Below are 23,293 nucleotides of genomic sequence, written 5' to 3'. Positions count from 1 at the left end.
GCCAGCCGGATCGACGAGCTGCTGCCGCATCGCTGGTCATCACCAGCAGCACGCTCAGCCGCCGTAGCTGGTCGTGAAGAAGGCGCCCTTGCGCTCAAGCGGCGGGTTGCTAGGGGTCAACATGTGAGCAGCAACAGCAAGGCCGCTCATGCCACGATCAGCCGCTTCCATGGTGATCCTTTTGGAATCAATCACGTCATCTGACTGGCTGAGCAGCGCACGGAAGGACAGCTTGTCCTCAAGCTGTGCCTGTACACCATGGAAATCGAAGCTTTCCATCTTCCGGGTGACGTAGCTGAAGTCCACACGTGGCAGGTTGTCACTGCTGACTTCGAGGTGGGAGACCGCCGTAGCGATAAACGCCTCTGCGGCACCCTTGAGAGCCGTGTTGGAGTTCAGCTTTGCTTCCAGCCACTTTGCATCGTCGGCGTCGAGCCCTGTCACTTTGAACTTGCCATCGACAAGCTTGGTGTCCCACCCTCCCGCCAAGTCGGGACGTCGCTTCGCGATCATGGCTTCGATTTTCCCCAGCTCCTTCTTGATCGTCTCCATGCTGCGGCCTGCCTCGGTGTATTGGCCGCGCCGCACCTCACCAAACTGCTCGATCGGCTTAGGCAGCTTCGAATAATCGATGATTGTTACCTCGCCCAGCGCTGGGTCCTCATATGCACCCCCGTTCGCAAGAGCCTTGGCAAGACGCTCGGCAAGGACCTCTTTGGAATCAACCGTGGGACGCGGCGAGCTAGKGAGCTGCGCAACACTGGCTTGAGAAATGCTGGAAATCACGTCGACCCCTCCGCGTCGTGGTGTGCTTAGGCAGAGKGCCGMAGACAACCGATGCTTGACCTCTCTCTTGTCGGCAGAGCATGGCGAAACTTGAGGGCGGAAGGATCTAAATGGAGAACAGGCCGGCTTATCCGTTAAGCCTTGGCGAATTGCCCACCCGGTCTGACGAGCCACCAGCTCGACGACTGCCTACCGGACATCAAGGTGACTTGTCCGGACGCATACTCACTTCTTGCCAATTGCTCTGTCTGGCCCGACTGAAGGCCGGCTTCGGCCTCGTGCCNTTATCCGTTAAGCCTTGGCGAATTGCCCACCCGGTCTGACGAGCCACCAGCTCGACGACTGCCTACCGGACATCAAGGTGACTTGTCCGGACGCATACTCACTTCTTGCCAATTGCTCTGTCTGACAAGGCGGTTCGGGACGCCGGTGGCTGCTGGCGGCTCCAATCGGGGTCCGAGGTGGCCAAACTTGATCGGCTGATCGAAATTCACGAGCGCGCCGGAGAGCACTTGCACGCGGACAACCCGTTTTCCCCGACTCGGCGCAGCGAGTCGAGGGAGCGCTTGCGAAGCTCCCGGCAGACCTTCCTCAACGATTACGCCTATGTGCGAGGCGTTCTCCGGTATCACGCGAAGGTATGTCTAGAGTTCGATGCGGCAGTCGATCAACCGACCACGCCTGGCAATCCGGAACGCGTTTGGCTTGTCCAGTTCGACACGCCGAAGAAGGGGCACGTCCAGATGCTGATCGGTGAGGCGGTATTCGCCCCCCCGCCGGATGACTGACGTCGATCGGATCCTTCCGTTCGGGACCCCACTGACGAAACAAGTTGGGTGCCGCTCAGCACAGCCGGAGCATGTGGTCGGACTCCCCCCTTTTACCTTGACACCACCGTTTCGAGAGTTCTCACCATCTCGGCGAAGCTGACGTGCCCGTGCGCCTTCGGATCGAATGTCGGATCCAGACGCTTGATCATGTGCCAGACGGAGCCCTTGTTGAACCAAGGTTCGCCATTGGTCTCGGCCAACGAGGGGCTTCCTAAAAAAGCGGCCTGCGGCCTAACTAGCGCCCTGATCGGTCATCAGGTCCCCCGCTTACCCAGATACATCGGTTTGTCGGGACCCTTGTACGTAGGCAGCCATCGCATGTCGTTCTGGCCCGTCGGATGGTCATACTCCGTCGAGGAGAAGATGAGCTGTGCATTGTTCGCCTCGCACATCTTCTCCAGCTCCGTCAGGTACTGGGCCAAGTCAGCGGTGTGGAGCTCCTCTTGCTTTGGGGTGTCCAGAATCAAGAACCGGAACCCAAGTAGCTACACCGATCGATCTGGACTGATTCTTCCGTTGCATCAGCGATCTGCCTCGCAGACATTGGGTTTGGGATAGCGATCCGTGGCGGCCTGATCGCGCTGGACAAGTGGCTCACCTGCAAATTCCGTTGTCATCTGAGCACTGGATCGAGAAGATCCCGAGCAGCCGGGTGGCGGAAGCACGTGGACTGCAGTGGCGGCCTACTTCGCAAGCTGCAAGTGCCCCAAACGCCCCGCGGCAGCAAATAACCGCAGCCGGGCAGAACGCCAGTCCGCGAGGCTGCGGATACGTTGCTGCTCGGCGTCCGCCAGCGTCGCCTGAACCGTCAGCATCTCAATCATGTCCGTCGCACCCTTGTCCAACTTGCGCCGGACGCTCTCAGTGGCCAGCATGGCCGCCTTGTGAAGGTCGTCTGAGGCTCCCAGATTGGCCAGCGCTGCAACCGCATCGGCATGGGCTTTGACGACATTCATCAACACCTGGTTCTCGATATCCAGCAACTCGGCGCCCTTTTGCTCGGCCTGTGCCTCAGCGCCACGCGTCTTGTAGGATCGCGCGAAGCCCTCAAAGATCGGGATCGACATAGTCACCGCGATCACGCGCTCGCTGGACTGAAGAGTTGGCAAGCCCTGGTTGGGCCGGCCGTTGCGGTATTGGTTCACGCCAAGATCAAGGGTCGGCAAACCCTCAGTGCGAACGCTCGCGACGCGCTGCCGCGCGGCTTCCAATTGGGCGCGTGCGGCAAGAATGGCCGGATGCTGGGCCTGAGCCTGGCTGAGCCACTCCGCGAGTTCCCGCTCTACCCCCGTGCTGTCATCGTTCAGGTCTACCGCAAGTTGGAGCGGCGTTCCGGCCGGCAGGCCCAAGGCATAGACAAGGACCGCCAGCGCCTTATTCCAATCCCCGGCCGCGCGACTGCGCTCCAGGCTGGCCTTGGCCAGTGCTGTGCTGGCCTGCAGGGTGTCCGTCTGCGAGCCCGCCCCGGTCGCCTCACGCCGACGTGCAGTTTCCAGGGTTCGCTGTGCCAGTTGCTCCTGTTGAGTCTTGGAGTCCCAACTGGCCCTGGCCGACTGAGCATCGAAGTAGGCGCCGACCACCGACTCCAGCAGCCGCTGCAGGGTGGCATCATGTGTCGCCAGGGCCGCGTCGAGCAGAGCATTGGCCGCCGCCTGGTTGGCGCTGCGGGTTCCGAAGTCGAACAGCCGCCAGTTCAACCCGAAATTGCGCGAGGTGTCCTGCAAGGACTGCACCCCGAGGTCGGAGTCCGGATAGCTGGTGCGGTCTCGCACGCGGCTGATGCCCGCGCTGATCGTCGGCAGGTAGGCGGCCTTGGCCTCGCCCAGCGACGCCGCGCTCGCCTTCACTCCGGCCCAGGTGGCCTTGACTTGCGGATTGGCGCAGAGCGCGAGATCCACCACATCCACCAGAGAAAGCGGTCGATCCAGAGCGACCGGCGCCGAACAGTCCGGCGCCCACTGGTCGCCCGGCAGCAGCCGAGGTGTGCTTAGTTCGCGCGGACTGGCCTTCAAGGGATCCTCCTGGAACCGCTCCAGCTTCTCTCTGGCCTCGGCCCAGGACTTGGGGCCCTGCAGGGTCTCGAAGGACAGCTCTGACTCAACCGGATCTGGCCCCGTGGTGTTCTGCTGCGCCAACGCGGGGTGGACGAGGCCCACGGCCGCCCAAACGCCCACGAGGGCTGTGAGCCATTGCCGATTCTTGCCGTCAGCGTTCACGCAGCGCCTCGTGCACATGTTGAACCAGGGGCGACAGCACGTACTCGATCACTCGTCGGGTCCCGGTCTTGATTTCGGCCGAAGTTGCCAAGCCGGCTGTCAACGGCGCCTTGCGGCCATCGACCTCGATATAGCGCTGGTCCAACCCAATCCGCACGGTGTAGACCAGGCCCTTCTTCTCGTCCTGAATGGCATCTCTCGACACGTGTGTCACGTGGCCGGGCACCGTGCCGTACTTGGTGTACTCAAAGGCGTCGAGCTTGACCTCGACCGGTTGGCCCTCCTGCACAAAACCCACGTCTTTGTTCTCCAGCTGGGCCTCGATCTCGACGTGGTCCTCTTCCGGGACGATGACCATCAGAGGCTGGGCCACTGGCACGGCCGCCCCCACCGTGTGCACGTTCAGTTGCTGGACCGTGCCATCTACCGGAGCAACAAGGCTGAGCTGCCGCCCATGCTCGGTGGCCTTGCGCGCGTCCTGGCGGCTGCCCGCCAGCAGCTTGGCGTTCTCCGTCAGCACGTCATGCGCTTCCTTGCGAGTCTGGGCGATCAGCGTCGCGCGCTGGTGCGTCGCATCGCTCAGCTGCCCGGCGAGGTCGATGCGAGCCTGCTCCTTCTCCATCCAGGCGTGCCGGGACACGTCATGGGCTTCGGCCAGGGCGGCGTAGTCCTGGGCCCGCTGCGTGGCCAGCGGTAGATCCTTGCTGTACTGCGCCATCAGATCGTCCAGGCGCACCAGCTTGGCGTGAAAGTCCTGCCACTGCCCGTCCAGCTGCCGCTGTGCCTCGGCCAGCGCGGTGCCGCTCACGCCCGGCACCGCACCCAGCTGAGGCGGATGCAGGGTGTCCACTGCCGTGATCATGGCCTTGGAGCGCGCGACAGCGAAGGCGGCCACCATGGCGTCGCCCTGGGCCTTGTCGCGGTCGGCGTCCGGCGCACTGGTGTCGAGCTCGACCAGCACGTCCCCGGCCTTGACCCGCTCGCCCTCCTTGACCCGAAGCGCGCGCACGACAGCCACCTCCACTGAGGTGAGGGTCTTCGTGCGATCCGACGGAATGACCTTGCCCGAGGCGCTGACGATGATGTCCATCTTGCCGAGGATGGCCCAGGCCAGGGCCGCCAGCACCAAGGTCATGAGGACCCGCCCGGTCCATCGCACGGTGGGCGACAATGGCCTGGCCTGCACGGCCATCGCTGCCGGCAGGAAAGCGGCCTCGTCCTCGCGCAGCACGCGCTCATTGAGCGTGTGCCGGTTGCGCCAGGCCTGCGACCACACGGCGCCGTAGTGAGACCACAGCGAGCCCCAGGCGGCCAGTCGGTGACGCGCGCTCATGCCACACCTCCGAGCAAGGCAGGCTCGCTCGGCGATTCGGTGGCTAAGCCTTGCTGCAGGCGATGGAGATGGCGGTAGATGCCATTCGGGACGGCCAGTAACTCCTGGTGGCTGCCCATCTCGGCGATCTGGCCGCGCTCCATTACGACGATGCGGTGGGCCTCGCGGACGGCCGAGAGCCTGTGCGCAATGATGAGCACGGTGCGGCCGGCGCAGATGCGCCGCATGTTGTCCTGGATGATCTTCTCGGACTCGTAGTCGAGCGCACTGGTCGCCTCATCAAAGATCAGGATGCGCGGGTTGGTGATGAGGGCACGCGCGATGGCGATGCGCTGACGCTGACCGCCTGACAGACCTGTGCCGTGCTCGCCGACCAGTGTGTCGTAGCCCTCAGGCAGCTCGGTGATGAACTCATGCGCACCGGCCAGCTTCGCCGCCTCGATGACGGCCTCGATGGGCAGCGCCGGATTGGACAACGCGATGTTGTCGCGGATCGAGCGGTTGAAGAGGTTGTTCTCCTGCAGCACCACCCCGATCTGGTGGCGCAGCGACGTGATGTCGATGATGCCGATGTCATGACCATCGATCAGCACCCGACCCTGGTCCGGCACGTAGAGCCGTTGGACCAGTTTGGTCAGGGTGCTCTTGCCGGAGCCGGAACGCCCCACGATGCCAATCACTTCGCCGGGGCGGACGTTCAGCTTGATGGAACGCAAGACGTCCGGGGCATCGGGTCGGTAGCGGAAGGACACTTGGTCGAACTCCACTGCACCCTCTACTTTGGGAATGCGGCTCTTCTGTCCGGCAACCTCGGTCTTGGCGTTCAGGATGTCGCCCAGGCGGCTCATGGAGATGCCCACCTGCTGGAAGTCGTTCCACAACTGGGCCAACCGCAGGATGGGTGAGGAGACCTGCCCCGCGAGCATGTTGAATGCAACCAGTTCGCCCACGGTGAGCTTGTTGTCCACCACCAGCAACGCACCCATCCACATGATCGAGGCCGTCACCAGCTTGCTGATGAGGCTGACGCCACCACTGGCGATCAAGGCCACGTTGTTGGTGGACTGGCCCGCCGACACATAGGCTGCCAGCTGCTTCTCCCACTTGGTCTGCCAGCGCGGCTCGACGGCCATGGCCTTGACCGTGCCGATGCCACTGATGGTCTCCACCAAAAACGACTGACTCTCGGCGCTCTTGTTGAACTTGTCGTTCAGTCGGGCTCGGATGATGGGCGTGAACACAAGCGACAACAGCGCGTAGGCCGGGATCGACGCCAACACGACGAAGGTCAGCGTAGTGCTGTACCAGAGCATCACGCTGAGAAAGACGAACGAGAACACGATGTCCAGCACCAGGGTCATCGCGTTGCCGGTCAGAAAGCTGCGGATGTTCTCCAGCTCACGGATGCGAGCCACCGAATCACCTACCCTTCGGGCCTCGAAATAGGCGACGGGCAGGTTAAGGAGGTGCCGGAACAATCGCGCTCCCAGCTCCACGTCGATCTTGCTGCTGGTGTGCGAGAACACATAGGTGCGCAGGCCGGTGAGAATCGTCTCGAACAGAGTGGCGCATATGAGCCCGATGGCCACCACATGCAAGGTCTTCATGGCGTGGTTGACCACTACCTTGTCCATGACCACCTGGAAGAACAGCGGCGTCACCAGCCCGATGACTTGAAGAACCAGCGAAATCGCCAGCACTTCCAAGAGCAACTTGCGGTACTTGACTACCGCCGGGATGAACCAACTGAAGTCGAAGCGCGCCATTTCGCCGGCATAGCTGGCCTTGCTCGTGAACAGGATGAGCTGGCCGCTCCAGAGCTGCATGAAGTCGTCCAGAGATAGCACCGCGGGGGGCTGCCCGGGCCGCTGGATAAGAATGCGTGGCCGCTCCTTGTTGGTCTCGTCGATTCGGGCCGCGATGAAGTAGCGGCCCTCGCCGTCGATGGCAACTGCTGGCAGCGGCGCAAAACCGAGTCGCTCGCGGTTGACACTGACGGCCTTAGCCGCAAGCCCAAGGTGCTTGGCGGCCAACAACAGCGTGCGCGAATCAAAAGGCGTGGCGCCAAACTCGTGCTGAAGCTGTATCGGATCGGCTGCGATGCCATGCAATCCCGCCATCAGAAGCAAGCATCGAAGACCGGTGTCCAAGGTCTCGCCCGGGCCTTGCGCGGACGCGGAGCTGGACGAGGCATGTTCTTGTGCGTTCATAAGGGTTGCAGGCGTTCCCGGCATCAGGTCAAGACCGTGCCGACTGAGTTGCTGGATGACGTTGTCGCGACAGCGCTGCGCAGTTCGCCTCATTGCTCTTGCCTTCGTCGCCAGCAGGTCTTTTCGGGGACTTCGCGGCACGCAATGGATACAACATGGGCAATTCCCTCGGTGCGCTACGGCCACGCCGTGAGGGCTTCAATCGCCTTCGGGGCGCTCCTTCACTGAAGGTGCCGCCGAGGCCTGTCGAAGCCGTCTGGGCCGGCACTGAGGTTCAACTTCAGATTCGACCAAGCGTGATCGCCTTTACCGCCCATGCGCATCGATGTTCAGTAGTCCGGCTAGATCCGAGCCGGACTGAGAGATACGCGGTCAGTACAACCGTTTAGTCAAACGATCACGACACCGCGCGGATTCAACTCTGGGCTCTGCCAGAAGTTCGCACTTGCGTATTTCCCGAAGATGTCATGAGGTATGCAAGGCGGCCGTTCTTGAGATTCGACGCGTTGCCGCACGGTGTGCAGGCCAGGCATGCCGATATGCGAGTCGTAGTCTGGCTCGTCGTAAACGACGTTGTTCAGGTCGTGGTCCCAAGGCCGCTCGCCAAGAGCCTCGTAAAGCCGCGCCAGCGTGCGTGCGGGGTGTTGTACCAAGTGGTCGTAGGGCACCACTAGCAACCGCTTGGTGCTGTCGCCGAACCAGGCTTCTCGCAAGGTGCTCCAGGAGAGCCCGATCAACCCCTTCTCCGAGTTCATGAGGGATTCGACTCGCCCATAAACCGATGAACCGGACTGAAAGCCAAACATCCGGGACAGTTCGAGCGGATTTTTGTTGAGCATCCGTTCGACGCTGTCGATGATCCACCCCACGTCCCGTACACAGCAGATCACGCGGGCGTCCGGATACAACTCACCAAGCAGCGCCATGCGACCTGTCCAGGATCGGTTGGTGTCGAACACGACCTTTTCAGGCGTTGCGTCAGCGTAGTAGGAGTCAAACAGTCCCCGCAACATGGTGCGTCGGCGGCTGTTGTCGAAGAACACACCGAACTCGCCGCCGCAAGTCTTCTGATGAACCGCAGCACAAAGCGCTGCAAGTGGGCTCGTCATGCGGGCTTGGAAGCGCGGGTTCTGGTTTAGCAGGGCCGACAGCAATGTCGAACCGGAGCGCGGGAGCCCTGAAATGAAATGAATGTTGGTGACGGCCATGCTTTGTTGGCGACCAGCAGTGCCGCGAGGCACGGTGGCGGAGCGCGTTTTTGGTGTGCAGTGCGCCGGTGTATGCACCGGCGCACTGTTTCTAGCTACGACTGCGAACTATCCCGTCAAGCGGCCATGGCGCGTGCGACGCCCAGAGAAATGTGGGTGAAGCCGCTGCCGGACGAATTGACGATCTGTGGATGCAGAACCTGATCGTTTGCAGCCCCATTGGGGTTCAACGGAGCCGTGCTCGCCGCAGGAGCGCCGCCCATCGTGCTCATTCCTTGAATGAGCAGACTGAGGTCTGATGCCGTAGGAGCTCCATGAGGGTTTGCAGCGCCCCCATAGATCGCCTGCGCGCCGGACCGATCCGTCGCTCCAAGGGTCCTGTTCTGTAACCCCAACTCATAGAACATGATCGATGTCGGATCGGCATTGCTGCCCAGGCCGATTGCGTGTCCGATCTCATGCTCGACCACTTGCTGGAAGGTCGCATCGGTACCTGCGTAGGTTCCCGTGGCGCCGGCAGCTAGAGCCGTCTTGTTCGGGTCTTCCAGCCGAATTTGCGTCGAGCTGATGTGGCCCTTCTTTGCCTTGAAGGTGGTGTAGCCCACTGCGCCGGTTTCGGCTGTGTCCAGGTCGCTCCAGCCAATTCTGATGTCCGAGGCGGAGGAATCCGCTACTTCCTTGAAGGTCAAGCCGGACGCAGTAGCCCAGGCGTCAAAAGCCTTCTTCACGCTCGCTTCGTGGGCGGGATCCACCTTTCCACTGAAAGGAGAATCCTTGTCGCTCTTCGTATCGGCCAAGCTCCATGTGATGACCTTGTGATCCCACATGGCCGCTTCCATTACTGAGCTTGAGACCCCGCCTGACGCGGCAAAGATCGCTGCTTCGCCAGCCACCTGATAGTGAGCACGCTGCGCCGCATTGGCCGCGTCGCCGTGACCTTTCGCGAGTTCTTGACGCGCAATCCCGCCAATGTCGGAACCCAATGCGGAACTTACGGCAGCCCTGTTACCGGCGACTCCGTAGTAGCCGTAATAGCCGCCGTAGCCGCCACCGGGGTCCCCACCTCCGTACGAACCGTTCCAGTCATCGTAGTAGTAGTCACTGGATCCAGTATCGGAAACTCCATCTGTCGCATTCGCCCGGTGCGTAACATCATTGTTGCCGGTTACCTTGGCAAGGTCATAGCTGCCACGTTCCCACGTGACGTCATTGTTGCTCTCGACATATGCAAGGGTGTGACTCCCATTGATATTGAGAATGTCGTTCGTATTCTGAACCCAATCAGTATCCCCAGCACCTTGGTCGATGATCTGGACGCTTGCGCCGTTCAAAACTGTTTTCTCAGCGCTGCCACTGATCGTCGTCGACCCCTGGTTTGTACTTTGAATCCAGGTTGTGTTCGCAGAACCGGAAACGTTGGTGTTATTTAGCGAACCGAAGACCTGCAAAAGGTTGCCGCTGCTGCCGATGTTATTTGTGTCGTGACTTCCGTAGTCCCAAGTCTGGTTATTGGTGCCTTGCAGCTCGTTGGTTGTTTCGAAGGACCCGTATACAACAGAAGCGTTGCCTGAGCCAGTTAGATTGATTGTATTTGATGATCCGTAAATCCACGACGTATCATTGCCGGTGAGATTGACAGTGTTTCCGCTGCCGTTGACCGTTGCGGTGGCAGAGGCCAGCAATGTTACAGACCCGTTGGTTTCATTCAGAGTCACATTGGTGGCGCCGGTGGTAAATGAGTTGCCGCTACCGGATACTCCCAAGTTGCCTGTTGCGCAAGTCAAAGTTGCTGTACCGCTGATGGTCGACGAAGTTTGACCATTACAAGATACCGTGTTGGTTCCTGTCGTGGTCATCGTCGCTGTACTTCCGTTGGCGAGATTGATCGTTTGGCTTGCACCGCTCAACGCGACGCTGCTGTTGGTCGCAACGTTCGCAGTGATATTATCACCAGTGACGGATAAGTTGCCGCTGGAGCAGGTTGCGGTTTCAGTTCCCCCGACAGTCGCTGTGTTCGAACCGCACGTCAACTGTATCCCTGTGCCCGATGTGGTGGCGCCAGTGCCGCTAGCCAACGAGATCTTGTCGTTCGAGCCTGCGAGGGTAATCTGAGCAGAATTGGTGACTGAAATTATCCCATTATTTACACTTAATGAATTTGCGCCCACCACGCTTGCTTGGTTGCCGCCTTGCGTTGGGATGCTCCCGGATTGATATGCGCCGCTAGTAACGGTAACGCTTCCATTAAACATCTGCTCCTGCCAAGCCATGGTACCGTCGGCATTTACGACAGTGTGATCTGTGGAATTCGCGTCAGTGGTAATCCTGCCCTGGTGATTGAAGCGCTGGGTTTCGCCTAGATCTCTAGCGACGATATCTTCTTGCCCTACTGCGTACTGTTCTGCGTTGTTGCCGTAGGTGGCGTTTGCGACGGTGACGTCAGTAGCTAAGTTAGGATCCGTTCCGTGCGCGCCTTCATGGAAAAATCCAAGCGCGGCTGACTGAACACCCACTGCGGCGCCGGCCGCATTGAGTACCACCAGTCCTGAATTTGGATCCCAATCTATGGTGTTTGCAGGACGAGAAGAATTGTATCCTGGTTGACCAGCGGCGGGATTGTAGGAGTCGTTGCCATTATGAATGATGTTAATGCCAATGTGGGCATTCACCATTGCCTGAAGCGTTGACGTTCCAGTAGTGCTTCCCTGAAGGTATGTCAGGGCCGCGTTCAGGTTGGCGATATCCACAGCCGAAGCATTGGTAACGTTAAAGTTTGCGGCGGTAATTGTCATTTGGTTCGGATGGTTGGATTGGAAAAAGCGTCTACATGCCGGATTTAATGAAGGCTGTGCAGTCCGTCAGAATTCCAGTCCCCGCCGCCCACTGATAGAGGTCTACCGGAAGCGTAGTTGCGGCTGTGATGGGCGTCCCGTTTAGCGAGCCGGACAAGACGGTTTTATGTGGGAAGGATTGCTCAAACAAGAATTTCAGTTCATCGCCGTCTTTCAGCTTGACCAATATCTCCTCCCGCGGCTCCCAACTTTTGTCTGCTGCCTGCGCGTCACGAATCCCCGCAAAACGCAAGATATTTACAAGTTTAGAGATTAAATTGATGTCGCTTGTCTGGTAGTTGCACCCCCATTTTTCAAGTGTTTCCGATGTTAGTTGCGCTCTATGTTCGGAGTAGGGAATAACCATGATAAATCTGACGAACGCGACATCAGATTCTTCTTTGAGGCGGCCAATTGAATTCGCCCAGCCCGACTTGCCGTTAGCTGATAGTGCTCCTGCTTCGTGTTTGCTGGTCATTCCAATTTCCTTGCGTTGAGTCGCCTGTGCGAACGTGTACGTTGCTGACAGGAGAATTATTAAAGCGTAGGTAGTGATTTTCATTTCGGCCATTTCCGCATAACAAGTCAAATTGGCAGAAGGCTGGTCTAGAGCAAAACTTCCAAAGGACCTATTTTGTCAACAAGGCCCATTTCGTATAGCGTCATAATTACCTGATCGACTGCCTGCTCAGGCGCAATATCAACGGTTGTTAGCCACAGTTCGGGCGATTCAGGCGGTTCGTATGGGGAGTCGATGCCGGTGAAGTTTTTTAATTCGCCAGAACGAGCTTTCTTGTAAAGGCCTTTCACGTCGCGTTGTACTGCGACGTGCAATGGGGTATTTACGAACGCTTCCAAAAATTCACCGTCTGGAAGTAACGCCCTTGCCATTGAGCGCTCGCTGCGAAACGGCGATATAAGCGCTACAATGACAATTAAGCCCGCATCAACCATTAGCTTGGCCACCTCGGCGGTCCGACGGATGTTCGCAACACGGTCAACGTCTTCAAAACCAAGATCGCTATTCAAGCCGCGGCGAATGCTGTCTCCGTCAAGCACGTATGTGTGCCGCCCCATGCGGTGCAGTCGCTCCTCCAGCAGGTTTGCGATCGTGCTTTTGCCCGCTCCTGAGATGCCGGTTAACCAGACAACGCAGGGGCGTTGGCCCTTGAGAGCGGCGCGAGAGACTTTGTTGACTTGCATTTGGAGCGCATAGCGGCTTAAGACAACGCCTCAGTCGGCACGCGTCCTATTCATGCTCTCGCTTGGTGCACAACGAGATTCGCATGCCACGGTTCAAGCTGGTCAGAGATTCCGTTAGCCAATGAAGTTGTCGAAGCAAGCTTATCGGCCTCGCGCCTTCACCAACCTGTCGACTGGCTAGTTAGGGGGAAACTCAACTTGCTACACAAGAGAGAAACAAACTGCAGCTATCGCCGACAGCGACGCTAGCTTGAGACCCGCTCTCCCAGCTCGACTTAATCGCCTCGGTTTCGGAGAGCAGCGAGACAAGTGCGCTCCCGCCGCCCCGCAGGCTGGGCGGGCAGTCCGTTCACCGGTGTGGTCGCCCTGCATGGCCGACGTGCCGGCTTCTTGACACGTCAGCCGCCTCCTGCTCGTGGCCGGGAAGCGGCTGTTGGGAGAGTCAGTTTCTCCGGCGCGGAGCGCCCCGGCCTGCGTCTGCTGGCCAGGAATGGCAGTCGGTCTACGTGCTCAACGTCGTCGACGGTTGCATCCCCTCCGATATGGCCACGGGCACAGAAGACGAGATCGAGGAAGAGCGCAGGCTGCCGCACGTCCCGATAACTCGCGCGATGCAGCATTTGGCGCTGATCGGTATGCGTCCGGCAAAGTCATCTTGAATGAGTCTCAGAGGACGGCCAGGATGGTGTCCACCAAACCGTGAACTGACCCCCAGAAGTTGGACATTCAGTGTGCGTGCATCCGTGATGCCGAGCAACCAGTTCGGCGAGGCTCTGAATCAATCAGGGGACCGCTGTGCAGCAGCGGGAGCGGACACCCTGTCAGCCTCGCCAACGAGCAGTTGGCGGCGGCGTAAGCGAGTAACCAGCTTGGCGGCGCCGAAACAATGCTGCGCGGGCGAGCACAAGGGTAGTCACCGGGGCGGAGATGGCCAGCAGGATGACGATGACCCAGACATGCAGTGAAAGACCCGGCCCGCGCGCGGAGAAGTGAATGACGGAGGCCAAGGCGACGAGCCAGGACGCGAGGGTTGAGGCCAGTGCCGGCGCATGCATGCGCAGGAAGAAATCCGGCAGGCGCCACAGGCCGAGCGCGGCGGTGAGCACGAGGCAGCCGCTGGCCAGTAGCAACAGGGCGACAAGCAGGTCGGTCATTCGATCACCTCGCCGCGCAACAGGAACTTGGCCAGCGCCACCGAGCTGACAAAGCCGAACAGCGCCATCAGCAGGGCGCCTTCGAAGTACATGCTGCTGTCGTAGCGGATGGCCAGCACCAGCATGACAAGCATCGCGACGATGAACAGGAAATCCAGCGCCAGCACGCGGTCCTGGGCGCTCGGGCCGCGCATCAGGCGCAGCAGGCCGACCACCATCGCCAATGCGTAGAGGGCCAGGGTGACCGCGATGGCGGTGGTAAGGAGGGGGCTCATCCGAATATTTCCAGCAGCGGTTGTTCGTAGCGGGCCTTGAAGTGGGCGATGAACGTCGCCTCTTCGCTAAGGTCGAACACATGCAGTAGCAGTGCGCTTCGGTCGGGCGCAAGTTCGCACCACACCGTGCCGGGGACCACGGTCGTGATCATGGCCAACGCCGCCAGCGCGTGGGGCTTGCGAAGGTCCAGCGGCACGACGACGAAGCGGCCGCGCGGCGCTTGCCGACCTGCACGCAGCACGCCTTGAGCGACATCCAATGCCGAAGTCATGACGTCAGCGCCCACGTGCAGGATCAAGCGCACGAGTACGCGTGGCTGTCGCAGCGGACCGGCGGCCGGGCGCAGGGGCGCCATGAGCAGCGGCATCACGACGGCGACCCCAGCACCCAGCAAGGCCTGGCCGAGTCCAAGAGATTGATTCAGCAGCAGCCACAGCGCGAACAGGCCACCCGACAGCAGTGGGGCAGGCAACCAGCGCTTCATGGGGAGCCCCTTGCAACGGCGCCCTGAGCAGCTTCGCGTGTGACGGGCTTCGCGCGAAAGACGGCGTCGATGTAGAGCTGCGGCTGATGCAAGGCATCGGCGGTGGCGCGTGCATATGTCAAGGCCGGCTCCCCACGCAAAACCATCAGCAGGCAGGCTGCCAGCAACAGCGCGATGGGCACGCACTCAGTGACCCGCAGTCGCGGCGGTGGCCTGTTCTGGGGCGCCCAGAAGTGGCGCACACCCACGCGCAGCAACGCCGTCGTCGCGAGCAGCCCAGAGACGATGAGGAGCACGAACAGGGATCGCCCCGCCGCTACACCGGCAAGGTTGGGCGTGACGTCGAGCAAGGCCGAGAGCATGGCCACCTTGCCGATGAAACCCGACATCGGTGGCAGCCCCGCGACAACGAGGGCGCACAGGATGAAGGCCAGGCCGAGGAAGGCGAGCGCGGCCGGGATGGCGCGGCCGATCAAGACCTGCTCTTCATCGTCGAGGTTGGCGTCGGTGGGCGGCTCGGCATCAGTGAAGTCCGGCAGGTGGTCGTCATCGTCCGCCAGTGGTGCCAGCTCGACCTGGCGCGCCCGCTCGATCAGCTCGACGAGCAGGAACAGCGCGCAACCGGCCAGTGTGGAGCTGGCCAGATAGAAAAGCGCCCCGGCACTGAGCGCCGGCGAGTCGAAGCCGATGGTGGCGAGCAGCGTGCCCGAGGACGCAATGACGCTGAATCCGGCCAGGCGGTCCAGCCTCTGCGAGGCCATCATGCCGAGAGCGCCGAAGGCCAGCGTTGCCAGGCCACCCCAGACCAGCACTTCACCGCCGAACAGTGCCCAGGGGCCCGCGCTGGCTGGAAAGCACAGCGTCCAGAGCCGCAGCACCGCATAGACGCCCACCTTGGTGAGGATGGCGAACAAGGCGGAGACCGGCGCGCCAGCCGCGGCATAGGCGGGCGGCAGCCAGAAGTTCATCGGCCACACGGCCGCCTTGGCGAGGAAGGCGATGGACAGGATGGCTGCACCGGCGCCCAACAGGCCGCGGTCGTTGTCGGGGACCTGGGGCAGCTTCTGCGCGATGTCGGCCATGTTCAGGGTGCCGGTCACGCCGTAGATCAGCGCCACGCCGATCAGGAAGAGCAGCGAGGCCACCAGGTTGATGGCGATGTAGTGCAGGCCGGCACGCACGCGGTCGCCGCCGCCGCCGTGCATCAGCAGGCCATAGGACGCGGCCAGCAGCACCTCGAAGAAGACGAACAGGTTGAACAGGTCGGCGGTGAGAAAGGCGCCGTACAGACCCATCAGCTGCAGCTGGAGCAGCGGATGAAAGTGAACTCCGGCGCGGTGCCACCGCGCCAGCGAGAACAGCAGCGCGGCCAGGCCCGCGCTGCCGGCCAGCACCATCATCAAGGCCGACAGCCGGTCGACCACCAGCACGATCCCGATCGGTACTGGCCAGTTGCCCGGCAGGTAGACACCGAAAGCCGCGGGTGCGTCCTGCTGGTTGACCCACAGCAGCAGGGCGACGGCCAGCAGCAGGCCTGCCAGCGTGGACGCCAGGTTGAGGACCGCCGCGGACACCCGCCGCTGTTCGCCGAGCAGCAGCAGGATGGCCGCGGTGACGAGCGGCAACAGCACGGGGGCGACAACGAGTTGCTGCATCGGCAAGGCAGACCATGCCATCACGGCCGCTCCTCCTGGCCATCCACATGGTCACCGCCGCTCAGGCCGCGCAGCGCGAGCAGCACCACGAGAAACAGCGCCGTCGTGGCAAAGCCGATCACGATGGCGGTCAACACGAGCGACTGCGGCAGGGGGTCGGTGTAGTTGACCAAGTCGGCCGCCAGCCCGGGCTTGACGATGGGTTCCTTGTCGACGGCCAGGCTGCCCACGCTGAAGATGAAGAGGTTGACCGCATAGGACAGCAGCGACAGGCCGACCAGCACCTGGAACGTCCGCGGCCGCAGCACGAGCCAGACGCCGGCGCCCGCGAGCACGCCGATGGCCAGGGAAATGGCGATTTCCATCAGCCGCCCTCCCTGCCTGTTGAACCGGCGGCGTGCCTGCCCCGCACGCGCAATGACTGGTGGGCCAGCGCGGTGAGCAGCAGCAACGTCGACCCCAGCACCACGGCAAACACGCCGAGGTCAAAAAGCGCCGCCGTCGGGAGGTGGATCAAGCCGATGCCGGGCAACGTGACATGCGCCGTGTGGGTGGTCAGGAAGGGGTGGCCGACGATGAGCGCACCCAGGCCGGTGGCGACGGCGATCAACAAGCCCACTGCGATCCAGCGCGGGGGTTGCAGCGGCATGCGCGCCTCCACCCACCGCGTACCACCGACCATGTACTGGGCGATGAAGGCAATGGCCATCACCAGCCCGGCGACGAAGCCACCGCCGGGCTCGTTATGGCCGCGCATGAAGAGGTGAAAGGCGAAGACGCCCGCCACCGGCAACAGCAGTTGCGCCAGCACGGCGGGCACGAGCAGATAGCCCTCGGCGGCGTCGCTGGTGTCGGGCCGGTCCAGCAGGTCGCTCTGCTGGCCTTCGGAGACGGCCCGCTGCTGAGGTGGCCGCTCGATGACCTCGCGGGGCGGGCGGAAGCGCCGCAGCAGCGCATAGACGGTCAGGCCGACGATGCCCAGCACGGTGATTTCGCCGAGCGTGTCGAAGCCGCGGAAGTCGACGAGCATCACGTTGACGATGTTGCTGCCGCCGCCCTCCGGCACCGCCCGCTCGATGAAGAAGGGCGAGATGCTCTGCGGCGCCTGGCGGGTCAGCATGGCGTAGGAAAGCGCGGCAAGACCTGCGCCGACCAGCAGTGCCAGGATGAAGTCACGCCCGCGGCGCCACAGCGCCCGGCGGCGCGTGCGTGGATCGTCCTCCTCGACGCGCTTGGGCAGCCAGCGCAGGCCCAGCAGGAAGAGCACGGTGGTGACGACCTCCACCGCCAACTGGGTCAGCGCCAGGTCGGGCGCGGAGAACCAGGCGAAGGTCAGGCACATCACCAGCCCCACGACGCTGAGCAGGGCCAGCGCAGCCAGACGGTGGAACTTCGCCTGCCAGGCCGCCCCGATGGCGGCAGCGCCGCCGATGAGCCACAGCAGCGCGAACTCGGGCGTGACCGGCACGCGGGCGCGGTCCCCCCAGGCCAGAGGCACGACCAGCACCGAGCCCAATGCCGTCGCACCGGCGATCACCAGCATGCACAGCAGCTGCGGCTGCAGGCGGCCGGTGCTTGCCAGGCGCAGCCCGCGGCGTGCGAGCGCTGTGGCCACGGCGAGGGCGCGCTCGAAAAGCAGCTTGCCGTCCAGCACATGAATCAAGGGCGTGCGCCGGAGCGCGCGCGCCTTGAAGCGGGCAGCGAAACGCGTGTAGACGGCGATGCCGCCGGCCATCGCCACCAGGCTCATCACCAGCGGCGTGTTGAAGCCGTGCCAGACCGCCAGGCTGTAGTCCGGCAACGCGCCACCGACCACGGGCGCCGCGGCGACCGCCAGCAACGGCCCCACCGACCAGGCCGGCACGGTGCCCACCACGACGCAGGCCAGCACCAGCAGCTCGACCGGCACGCGCATCCAGTGCACGGGCTCATGAGGCTGGCGCGGCAGGCCGCGAGCCGGCGGGCCGAAGAACACGTCGTGGCCGAAGCGCAGCGAATAGACGACGGCGAACACACCCGCCACCGTGGCAGCCAGCGGAAGGCCGAACTCGACCCAGGGATGCGCGCTGACGAGCACCGTCTCCGCAAAGAACATTTCCTTGGAAAGAAAGCCATTGAGCAGCGGCACTCCGGCCATCGCACCACACGCCACGATGGCCAGCGTGCCGGTGATGGGCATGCTGCGGAACAGGCCGTCCAGCCGCCGCATGTCGCGCGAACCGGTCTCGTGGTCGATGATGCCGACCGACATGAAGAGCGATGCCTTGAAGGTCGCGTGGTTCATCATGTGGAACACCGCCGCGACCGCTGCCAGCGAGCTGTTCAGCCCGAGCAGCAAGGTGATAAGGCCAAGGTGGCTGATCGTGGAATAGGCGAGCAGCCCTTTGAGGTCGTTCTGGAACATGGCCGCATAGGCGCCCAACAGCAGCGTGATGAGGCCGGCGCCGCCGACGATCCAGAACCACTCGTCGGTGCCCGCCAGCACGGGCCACAGCCGCGCCAGCAGGAAGACGCCGGCCTTCACCATCGTGGCCGAATGCAGATAGGCCGAGACGGGCGTCGGCGCGGCCATCGCATGCGGCAGCCAGAAGTGGAAGGGGAATTGCGCGCTCTTGGTCAATGCGCCCAGAAGAACCAGCACCAGCGTCAGGGGGTAGAGCGCATGTTTGCGGACGACGTCTCCCGCGGCCAGCACCGCGTCGAGCTCGTAACTGCCGACGATGTGTCCCAGCAGCAGCGCACCCGCCAGCAGCGCCAGACCACCTGTGGCGGTGACGGTGAAGGCCATGCGCGCGCCGCGTCGGGCGTCCTGCCGGTGGTGCCAATAGCCGATGAGCAGGAAGGAGAAGACACTGGTCAGCTCCCAGAACAGCACGAGCTGGAGCAGATTGCCCGAAACGACGACGCCCAGCATCGAGCCCATGAAGCCCAGCAGCAGGGAATAGAAGCGCGCCGCCGGGTCCTCCGGCGACAGGTAGTAGCGGGCATACATGACCACCAGCACGCCCATGCCGGTGACCAGCATCGCGAACATCCAGGCGAAGCCGTCGAGGCGCACCACCAAGTCCAGCCCGAGGCTGGGCAGCCACGTCAGGCGCTCGGAGACGACGCCGGCGTCGCGCACCTCCGGATACAGCAGCGCCAACGGCACGGCGACCGCCAGCGCCACCAGACCTGCCCACAGCGACTCGACATTGCGCGCACCGGTGGGCAACAGCGCTGCGACGGCGCTGCCGACAAAGGGCAACAGGAGCAGAAGCAGGAGCGACATGCGCTGGAGTCTACGGAGTGATGGCCGAAAGCCGGCTGACCGCCAAGACTACCCGCCCCTCTTGCCGCAGGGACGGCAGGCCCAGGACGCTCAGGACGCCCGCCGGACCACGAAACCTGGCGTCTTCTGCATCCAATGTGCCGCTGCCAACGCCTCGCTCTCGGTCGCCCCTCGGACGTCTGATGCGACTGCTGCCGACTCAACGCGCGGGAGCGTCGAGTCGCGAGGCTGTGGAACGATCAGCATGTCGCAATCCGATTCGGACAGCACGCTGCTGCTGACGCTGCCGAGAAGGAATGCCCCCAGCGTGGATCGGCCGTTCTTGCCGGCGACGATCAAGTCGGCGTTGAGCGTTCGCGCACGCTCCAGGGTGGCGAGGTCCGCTGGACCTCGGCCCACCGAGAAGAACACTGGCCTGGTGTCCACGCCGAGTCTGGCAAGCATGCGGCGCATGCGGGAGAGGGTCCCGCTTTCCTCCCGCGCCTTGACATCAAGAATGATGGAGCTGGCCACGCCTGCCCTGCGCAGCATGGATTCCATGTATGAGTCGGCGGCATGAAAGACGTGCATGCGCGCCCCGCCCACCATGCGTGTCCCCAGCCGCACTGCGGCATCGGAACCGGCAGTGAAGTCCATCGGCATCAGGACCTTGCGATAAGGCGCGTCGGCGGGCTTCTTGACGACCAGTACCGGTTGCCGGCAGGTTCTCAGCATGCGATCTGCAGTCCTGCCAATCAGCAGGGACTCCAGCCGGCTGTGGCCGCGCCGCCCAAGCACCACCAGGTCAACATGCGCCGACGCCTGCATCAAGGTCTGCAGCGGGTCGCCGACCTGGACCTCGACCGTGGCAGTCACGTCGTAGGCCCCCGCGATTTCAACAGCGACCCGGCGCAGTGCAGCGCGCGCCAATGCTGCCTTCAGATCGATGTCGGTCAGCGGTGAGAACCAGTCGCGCAGCGGCCTGCAGGCCGCTTCCTTCAGCACATGCAGGATGTGAAGGCTTGCGCCGTGCTGATGCGCCAGCAGAGCTGCACGCCGTACGGCGTTGTTGCCATCGACCGAAAAATCGGTGGCGACCAGGATGGATGTGAAAGGAGTCATTGGTTTCCCCTTGTGGTGTGAATCGGTTGAAAGCGTGCGACCAGCCGCCGGCGCGTCGCCACCGCATGCGGTGTGCAGCGCCGCCGCGGCAAGCAGAGCTACATCACGTAGTCGCCGCCGGCCTCGGGCTGGAAGAGAACGGCCAGCACTTCGGCGGCCTTTTCATCCCCGGTCGGGAGGGCCCAGCGGGCAAGGCTGCCGACGCGCAAGCCGAGCAGAGCGCTTCCCACGGGTGACAGCACCGACACCCGGCCCAACGCGGGCTCTGCGTCCGCGGGATAGCACAGCGTCATCGTCGTGCGCTGACGGGTTTGGCGGTCTTCGACAATGACTTCGGAACCCATGGTCACAACGTCGGGCGCCACCTGCCGTGAAGGCACGATCACACAGGCGTCCAGCAAGTCGCCGACGGCCTGCAGTGGCGCAGGGAGCCGGTCGGCATGCGCATCTCGGCGCAGCAGGTTCAGGAGACGGACATGGTCCAGTTCAGTGAGCGTGCGCTCGAGCGTCATCACTTCCATGAGGCATTCCTTCAGGGCCAGGGCCTGCGTCTCGAGCAGAGACACACGCCACCGCGCGGGCTAAAGGCCCGGCGATCTGAAGTTGCGCAAATGGGGTGAAAGGGATCGCCGGGCTCAGTGATGTGCGGCCGGCTGACGGGTCAGTGCACCCGTCCCGGCGCTCGAGCGGAACATGCGCGCACGGCAGGCGCAAACGCCATGCAAGGTGCGGCTCAACGCAGCGATGGGAAGGATCGAACACATGCCATTGAGTCTAGCGGCGGCGTCTTTTCGCGCAAGCAGCCTCGAACAAGTCGCACTAAAGTGTGGGCGTATTCAGCGGTGCGGGGTCGACATGGCGACGCCGCCATGGTTCGGCGCAGCCAGCTATCTCTTGAGCTTCCGAATTCTGGAAGTCAAGCTCAGTTCAAGGCTGCTTCAATCCGCCTCGTCGCGCCCCGATCATCCTGAGCCATTTGGGGACGCCAATGGATTCCTTGACACTTTCGCTGGCTCTGTTGGCGCTCATCGTTCTCTTCACGGCATGGCAAGCTCACCGGCTTCGCAATCAGCCGCGCGACATTGCGCTGCTCGCTGTGGTTGCAGCACTGCTAGGTCTCAGCTCCATCGCGTCCGCTGTCGCCTGAGATGCTCTATCGCTAAGGGCGGCTCCCAGTCTGAAGCCACCGGCCGTACTGCAGCAATGGCAGCCATCTAAGCGCCTGCAACAAGCTCTCGGTACTCGACGGGGGTCATTCCGCGAAGACCGCATCGTATTCGGTCGTGGTTGTAGTACCGGATGTACCCCCGTAGTCCAGCCTCGAGCTCATCTAGGCTGCTGAACTTGTTGACGTGGAAGTATTCCGACTTCAGCGTCCCGAAGAAGCTCTCTACCACGGCGTTGTCCAGGCAGTTCCCCTTGCGCGACATGCTCTGCGTGACGGCATTGGCGCTGAGACGCTGGCGGTACTGCTCCATCTGATATTGCCAGCCCTGATCGGAATGCAAGACCGGGCGGTCACCCGGGCGGAGCTTCGCAAAGGCTCGATTCAGCATGGCGCCGACCATCGTGAACAAGGGGCTTCGTGAGGTGGCGTATGCAACGATTTCGCCGTTGAACAGGTCCACGACGGGCGACAGATAGAGTTTCTTGCCATCGACCTTGAACTCGGTCACGTCAGTCGCCCACTTCTGGTTCGGCCCTGATGCGCTGAAGTTGCGCTCGAGAACGTTTGGCGCCACCTTGCCCACCTGGCCGCGATAGGACCGGTACTTCTTCGGTCGGACGATGGACTTCAGCTGCAGCTCGTCCATGAGCCTCTGCACGGTCTTGTGATTGATGACGGTGCCCTGCCGGCGTAGGGCCGCCGTGATTCGTCGATAGCCGTACCGTCCCTTGTGTTGGTCGAAGACGGACCTGATGAGGTCCTTGGTGGCGCCGTACTTGTCCGCGGCCGCAAGCGCAGCCTGCTGATAGTAGAAGGTGCTTCTCGGCAGGCCCGCAGCACGGAGCAGCGCAGGAAGGGAGAACGTCGGCCTCAGTTCAATCACGACTTGCGCCTTCTGCCTGGCGCTGATGCCGCTTGAGATTGAACCAAGGCCTTCAATTTTTTTAGGTATGCGTTCTCCGCGCGAAGGGCCTCCAGTTCGTCGAGCAAAGCTTGTCGGCTTGCTCCTTCTTGGGCGGCGTCCGTGGGCGGTGGTCCGGCCGGAACCTCTGGCACCCTGTTGGCTCTGCGGGTGGCATGATGGGGCATCAAACCGGCAATTCCATCCCTGCTGTACGCGCGCTCCCACTCAGCGATGCTGTTGCAGCGGCGGACGTTGAAGATTGCCCCAGCCTGTCGGCACGACAGTCCGTCGGCCTTCATCCGCTGAAGGACGTCGAGCTTGAATCTTAGGTCGTAGGTCTGCCGCGGTTTCTGTTGGATGCCGGCGATGCCGAGCGCCGCGTAGCCGGCAACCCATTTGCGAAGCGACGCGACATCGACGCCGTGAAGCTCTGCGGTCTTCTTAAGGCCGAACTCGCCGGAGCGGTAGGTCTCGACAGCATTCAGCTTCTGCTGCTCTGTGTATTTGTTCAAGTTGGGGTCTCCGTGGAGTCCAACTTTCTGGGGTCAGTTCACAAGTTAGGTGGACACCATGTCAGACGCCAAGCCGACCAGTCGCCGGCGACACGATGCAGACCTGAAGCGTCAAGTCATTGCCGCATGCGCGGCACCTGGTGCATCCGTG

At 62.5% G+C, this 23,293-nt stretch carries 17 protein-coding genes and 2 pseudogenes; 2 read left to right on the top strand and 17 right to left on the bottom strand.

Annotated features, from left to right (window positions below; all coding sequences use genetic code 11):
• Nucleotides 1–54: 54 nt before the first annotated feature.
• Nucleotides 55–786 carry a hypothetical protein gene (locus ASC95_RS08800; protein WP_157256031.1) on the bottom strand — a complete coding sequence of 244 codons (732 nt, stop codon included), beginning with the start codon at nt 784–786 and terminating at the stop codon, nt 55–57.
• 461 nt (nt 787–1,247) lie between these two features.
• Here ASC95_RS08800 and ASC95_RS08795 point away from each other — a divergent pair, with 461 nt between their 5' ends.
• A complete protein-coding gene (locus ASC95_RS08795; protein ID WP_157256030.1) occupies nt 1,248–1,574 on the top strand; it encodes a hypothetical protein in 327 nt (108 codons plus the stop codon).
• Between the two features lie 725 nt (nt 1,575–2,299).
• On the opposite strand, the gene ASC95_RS08785 is transcribed toward ASC95_RS08795, so the two are convergent.
• The 7 genes and pseudogenes from ASC95_RS08785 to cysC all read right to left on the bottom strand — a co-directional run.
• Nucleotides 2,300–3,832, bottom strand: a complete 1,533-nt coding sequence (locus tag ASC95_RS08785) for a TolC family protein (protein WP_235537832.1) — start codon at nt 3,830–3,832, stop codon at nt 2,300–2,302.
• Nucleotides 3,822–5,165: an HlyD family type I secretion periplasmic adaptor subunit gene (locus ASC95_RS08780; RefSeq protein ID WP_057297376.1), complete on the bottom strand. Its 1,344-nt coding sequence runs from the start codon at nt 5,163–5,165 to the stop codon at nt 3,822–3,824. Before ASC95_RS08780 ends, ASC95_RS08785 begins: the two co-directional genes overlap by 11 nt.
• A complete protein-coding gene (locus tag ASC95_RS08775; protein WP_057297375.1) occupies nt 5,162–7,375 on the bottom strand; it encodes a type I secretion system permease/ATPase in 2,214 nt (737 codons plus the stop codon). The genes ASC95_RS08780 and ASC95_RS08775 overlap by 4 nt, the downstream gene beginning before the upstream one ends.
• A 389-nt stretch (nt 7,376–7,764) precedes the next feature.
• A complete protein-coding gene (locus ASC95_RS08770; protein ID WP_057297374.1) occupies nt 7,765–8,583 on the bottom strand; it encodes a sulfotransferase in 819 nt (272 codons plus the stop codon).
• 116 nt (nt 8,584–8,699) lie between these two features.
• A complete protein-coding gene (locus ASC95_RS29840; RefSeq protein WP_082567633.1) occupies nt 8,700–11,375 on the bottom strand; it encodes a matrixin family metalloprotease in 2,676 nt (891 codons plus the stop codon).
• Between the two features lie 31 nt (nt 11,376–11,406).
• Nucleotides 11,407–11,976 (bottom strand): hypothetical protein, encoded by a 570-nt coding sequence (locus ASC95_RS30455; RefSeq protein WP_157256028.1) that lies wholly within the window; start codon nt 11,974–11,976, stop codon nt 11,407–11,409.
• A gap of 44 nt (nt 11,977–12,020) precedes the next feature.
• A pseudogene (gene cysC / locus ASC95_RS29835) lies at nt 12,021–12,617 on the bottom strand (adenylyl-sulfate kinase); the annotation flags it as partial.
• A gap of 473 nt (nt 12,618–13,090) precedes the next feature.
• Between cysC and ASC95_RS31795 the strand changes: the two are divergent.
• A pseudogene (locus ASC95_RS31795) lies at nt 13,091–13,249 on the top strand (3'-5' exonuclease); the annotation flags it as partial.
• A gap of 189 nt (nt 13,250–13,438) precedes the next feature.
• On the opposite strand, the gene mnhG reads toward ASC95_RS31795, so the two are convergent.
• From mnhG to ASC95_RS30445, 9 genes are all read right to left on the bottom strand, one after another.
• Nucleotides 13,439–13,771, bottom strand: a complete 333-nt coding sequence (gene mnhG / locus ASC95_RS08755) for a monovalent cation/H(+) antiporter subunit G (protein ID WP_057297371.1) — start codon at nt 13,769–13,771, stop codon at nt 13,439–13,441.
• A complete protein-coding gene (locus tag ASC95_RS08750; protein ID WP_057297370.1) occupies nt 13,768–14,046 on the bottom strand; it encodes a K+/H+ antiporter subunit F in 279 nt (92 codons plus the stop codon). Before ASC95_RS08750 ends, mnhG begins: the two co-directional genes overlap by 4 nt.
• Nucleotides 14,043–14,531, bottom strand: coding sequence for a Na+/H+ antiporter subunit E (locus tag ASC95_RS08745; protein WP_057297369.1), 489 nt, complete (start codon nt 14,529–14,531; stop codon nt 14,043–14,045). Before ASC95_RS08745 ends, ASC95_RS08750 begins: the two co-directional genes overlap by 4 nt.
• Nucleotides 14,528–16,207, bottom strand: coding sequence for a monovalent cation/H+ antiporter subunit D (locus tag ASC95_RS08740; protein WP_082567631.1), 1,680 nt, complete (start codon nt 16,205–16,207; stop codon nt 14,528–14,530). The genes ASC95_RS08745 and ASC95_RS08740 overlap by 4 nt, the downstream gene beginning before the upstream one ends.
• Nucleotides 16,207–16,551, bottom strand: coding sequence for a Na+/H+ antiporter subunit C (locus ASC95_RS08735; RefSeq protein ID WP_057297368.1), 345 nt, complete (start codon nt 16,549–16,551; stop codon nt 16,207–16,209). The genes ASC95_RS08740 and ASC95_RS08735 overlap by 1 nt, the downstream gene beginning before the upstream one ends.
• Nucleotides 16,551–19,457 (bottom strand): monovalent cation/H+ antiporter subunit A, encoded by a 2,907-nt coding sequence (locus ASC95_RS08730; protein WP_057297367.1) that lies wholly within the window; start codon nt 19,455–19,457, stop codon nt 16,551–16,553. The genes ASC95_RS08735 and ASC95_RS08730 overlap by 1 nt, the downstream gene beginning before the upstream one ends.
• Nucleotides 19,458–19,547: 90 nt before the next feature.
• Nucleotides 19,548–20,558, bottom strand: a complete 1,011-nt coding sequence (locus ASC95_RS08725; protein ID WP_057297366.1) for a universal stress protein — start codon at nt 20,556–20,558, stop codon at nt 19,548–19,550.
• Nucleotides 20,559–20,656: 98 nt separating this feature from the next.
• A complete protein-coding gene (locus ASC95_RS08720) occupies nt 20,657–21,079 on the bottom strand; it encodes a GreA/GreB family elongation factor (RefSeq protein WP_057297381.1) in 423 nt (140 codons plus the stop codon).
• Between the two features lie 693 nt (nt 21,080–21,772).
• A protein-coding gene (locus ASC95_RS30445) for an IS3 family transposase (protein ID WP_369820599.1) occupies nt 21,773–23,142 on the bottom strand; the annotation gives its coding sequence in 2 pieces (ribosomal slippage) (nt 21,773–22,633 and nt 22,636–23,142; 1,368 coding nt in all).
• Nucleotides 23,143–23,293 lie beyond the last annotated feature (151 nt).

The sequence above is a fragment of the Pelomonas sp. Root1217 genome (assembly GCF_001425705.1).
Classification (GTDB): domain Bacteria; phylum Pseudomonadota; class Gammaproteobacteria; order Burkholderiales; family Burkholderiaceae_C; genus Pelomonas.
This window is presented reverse-complemented; position numbering and strand designations above follow the sequence as displayed.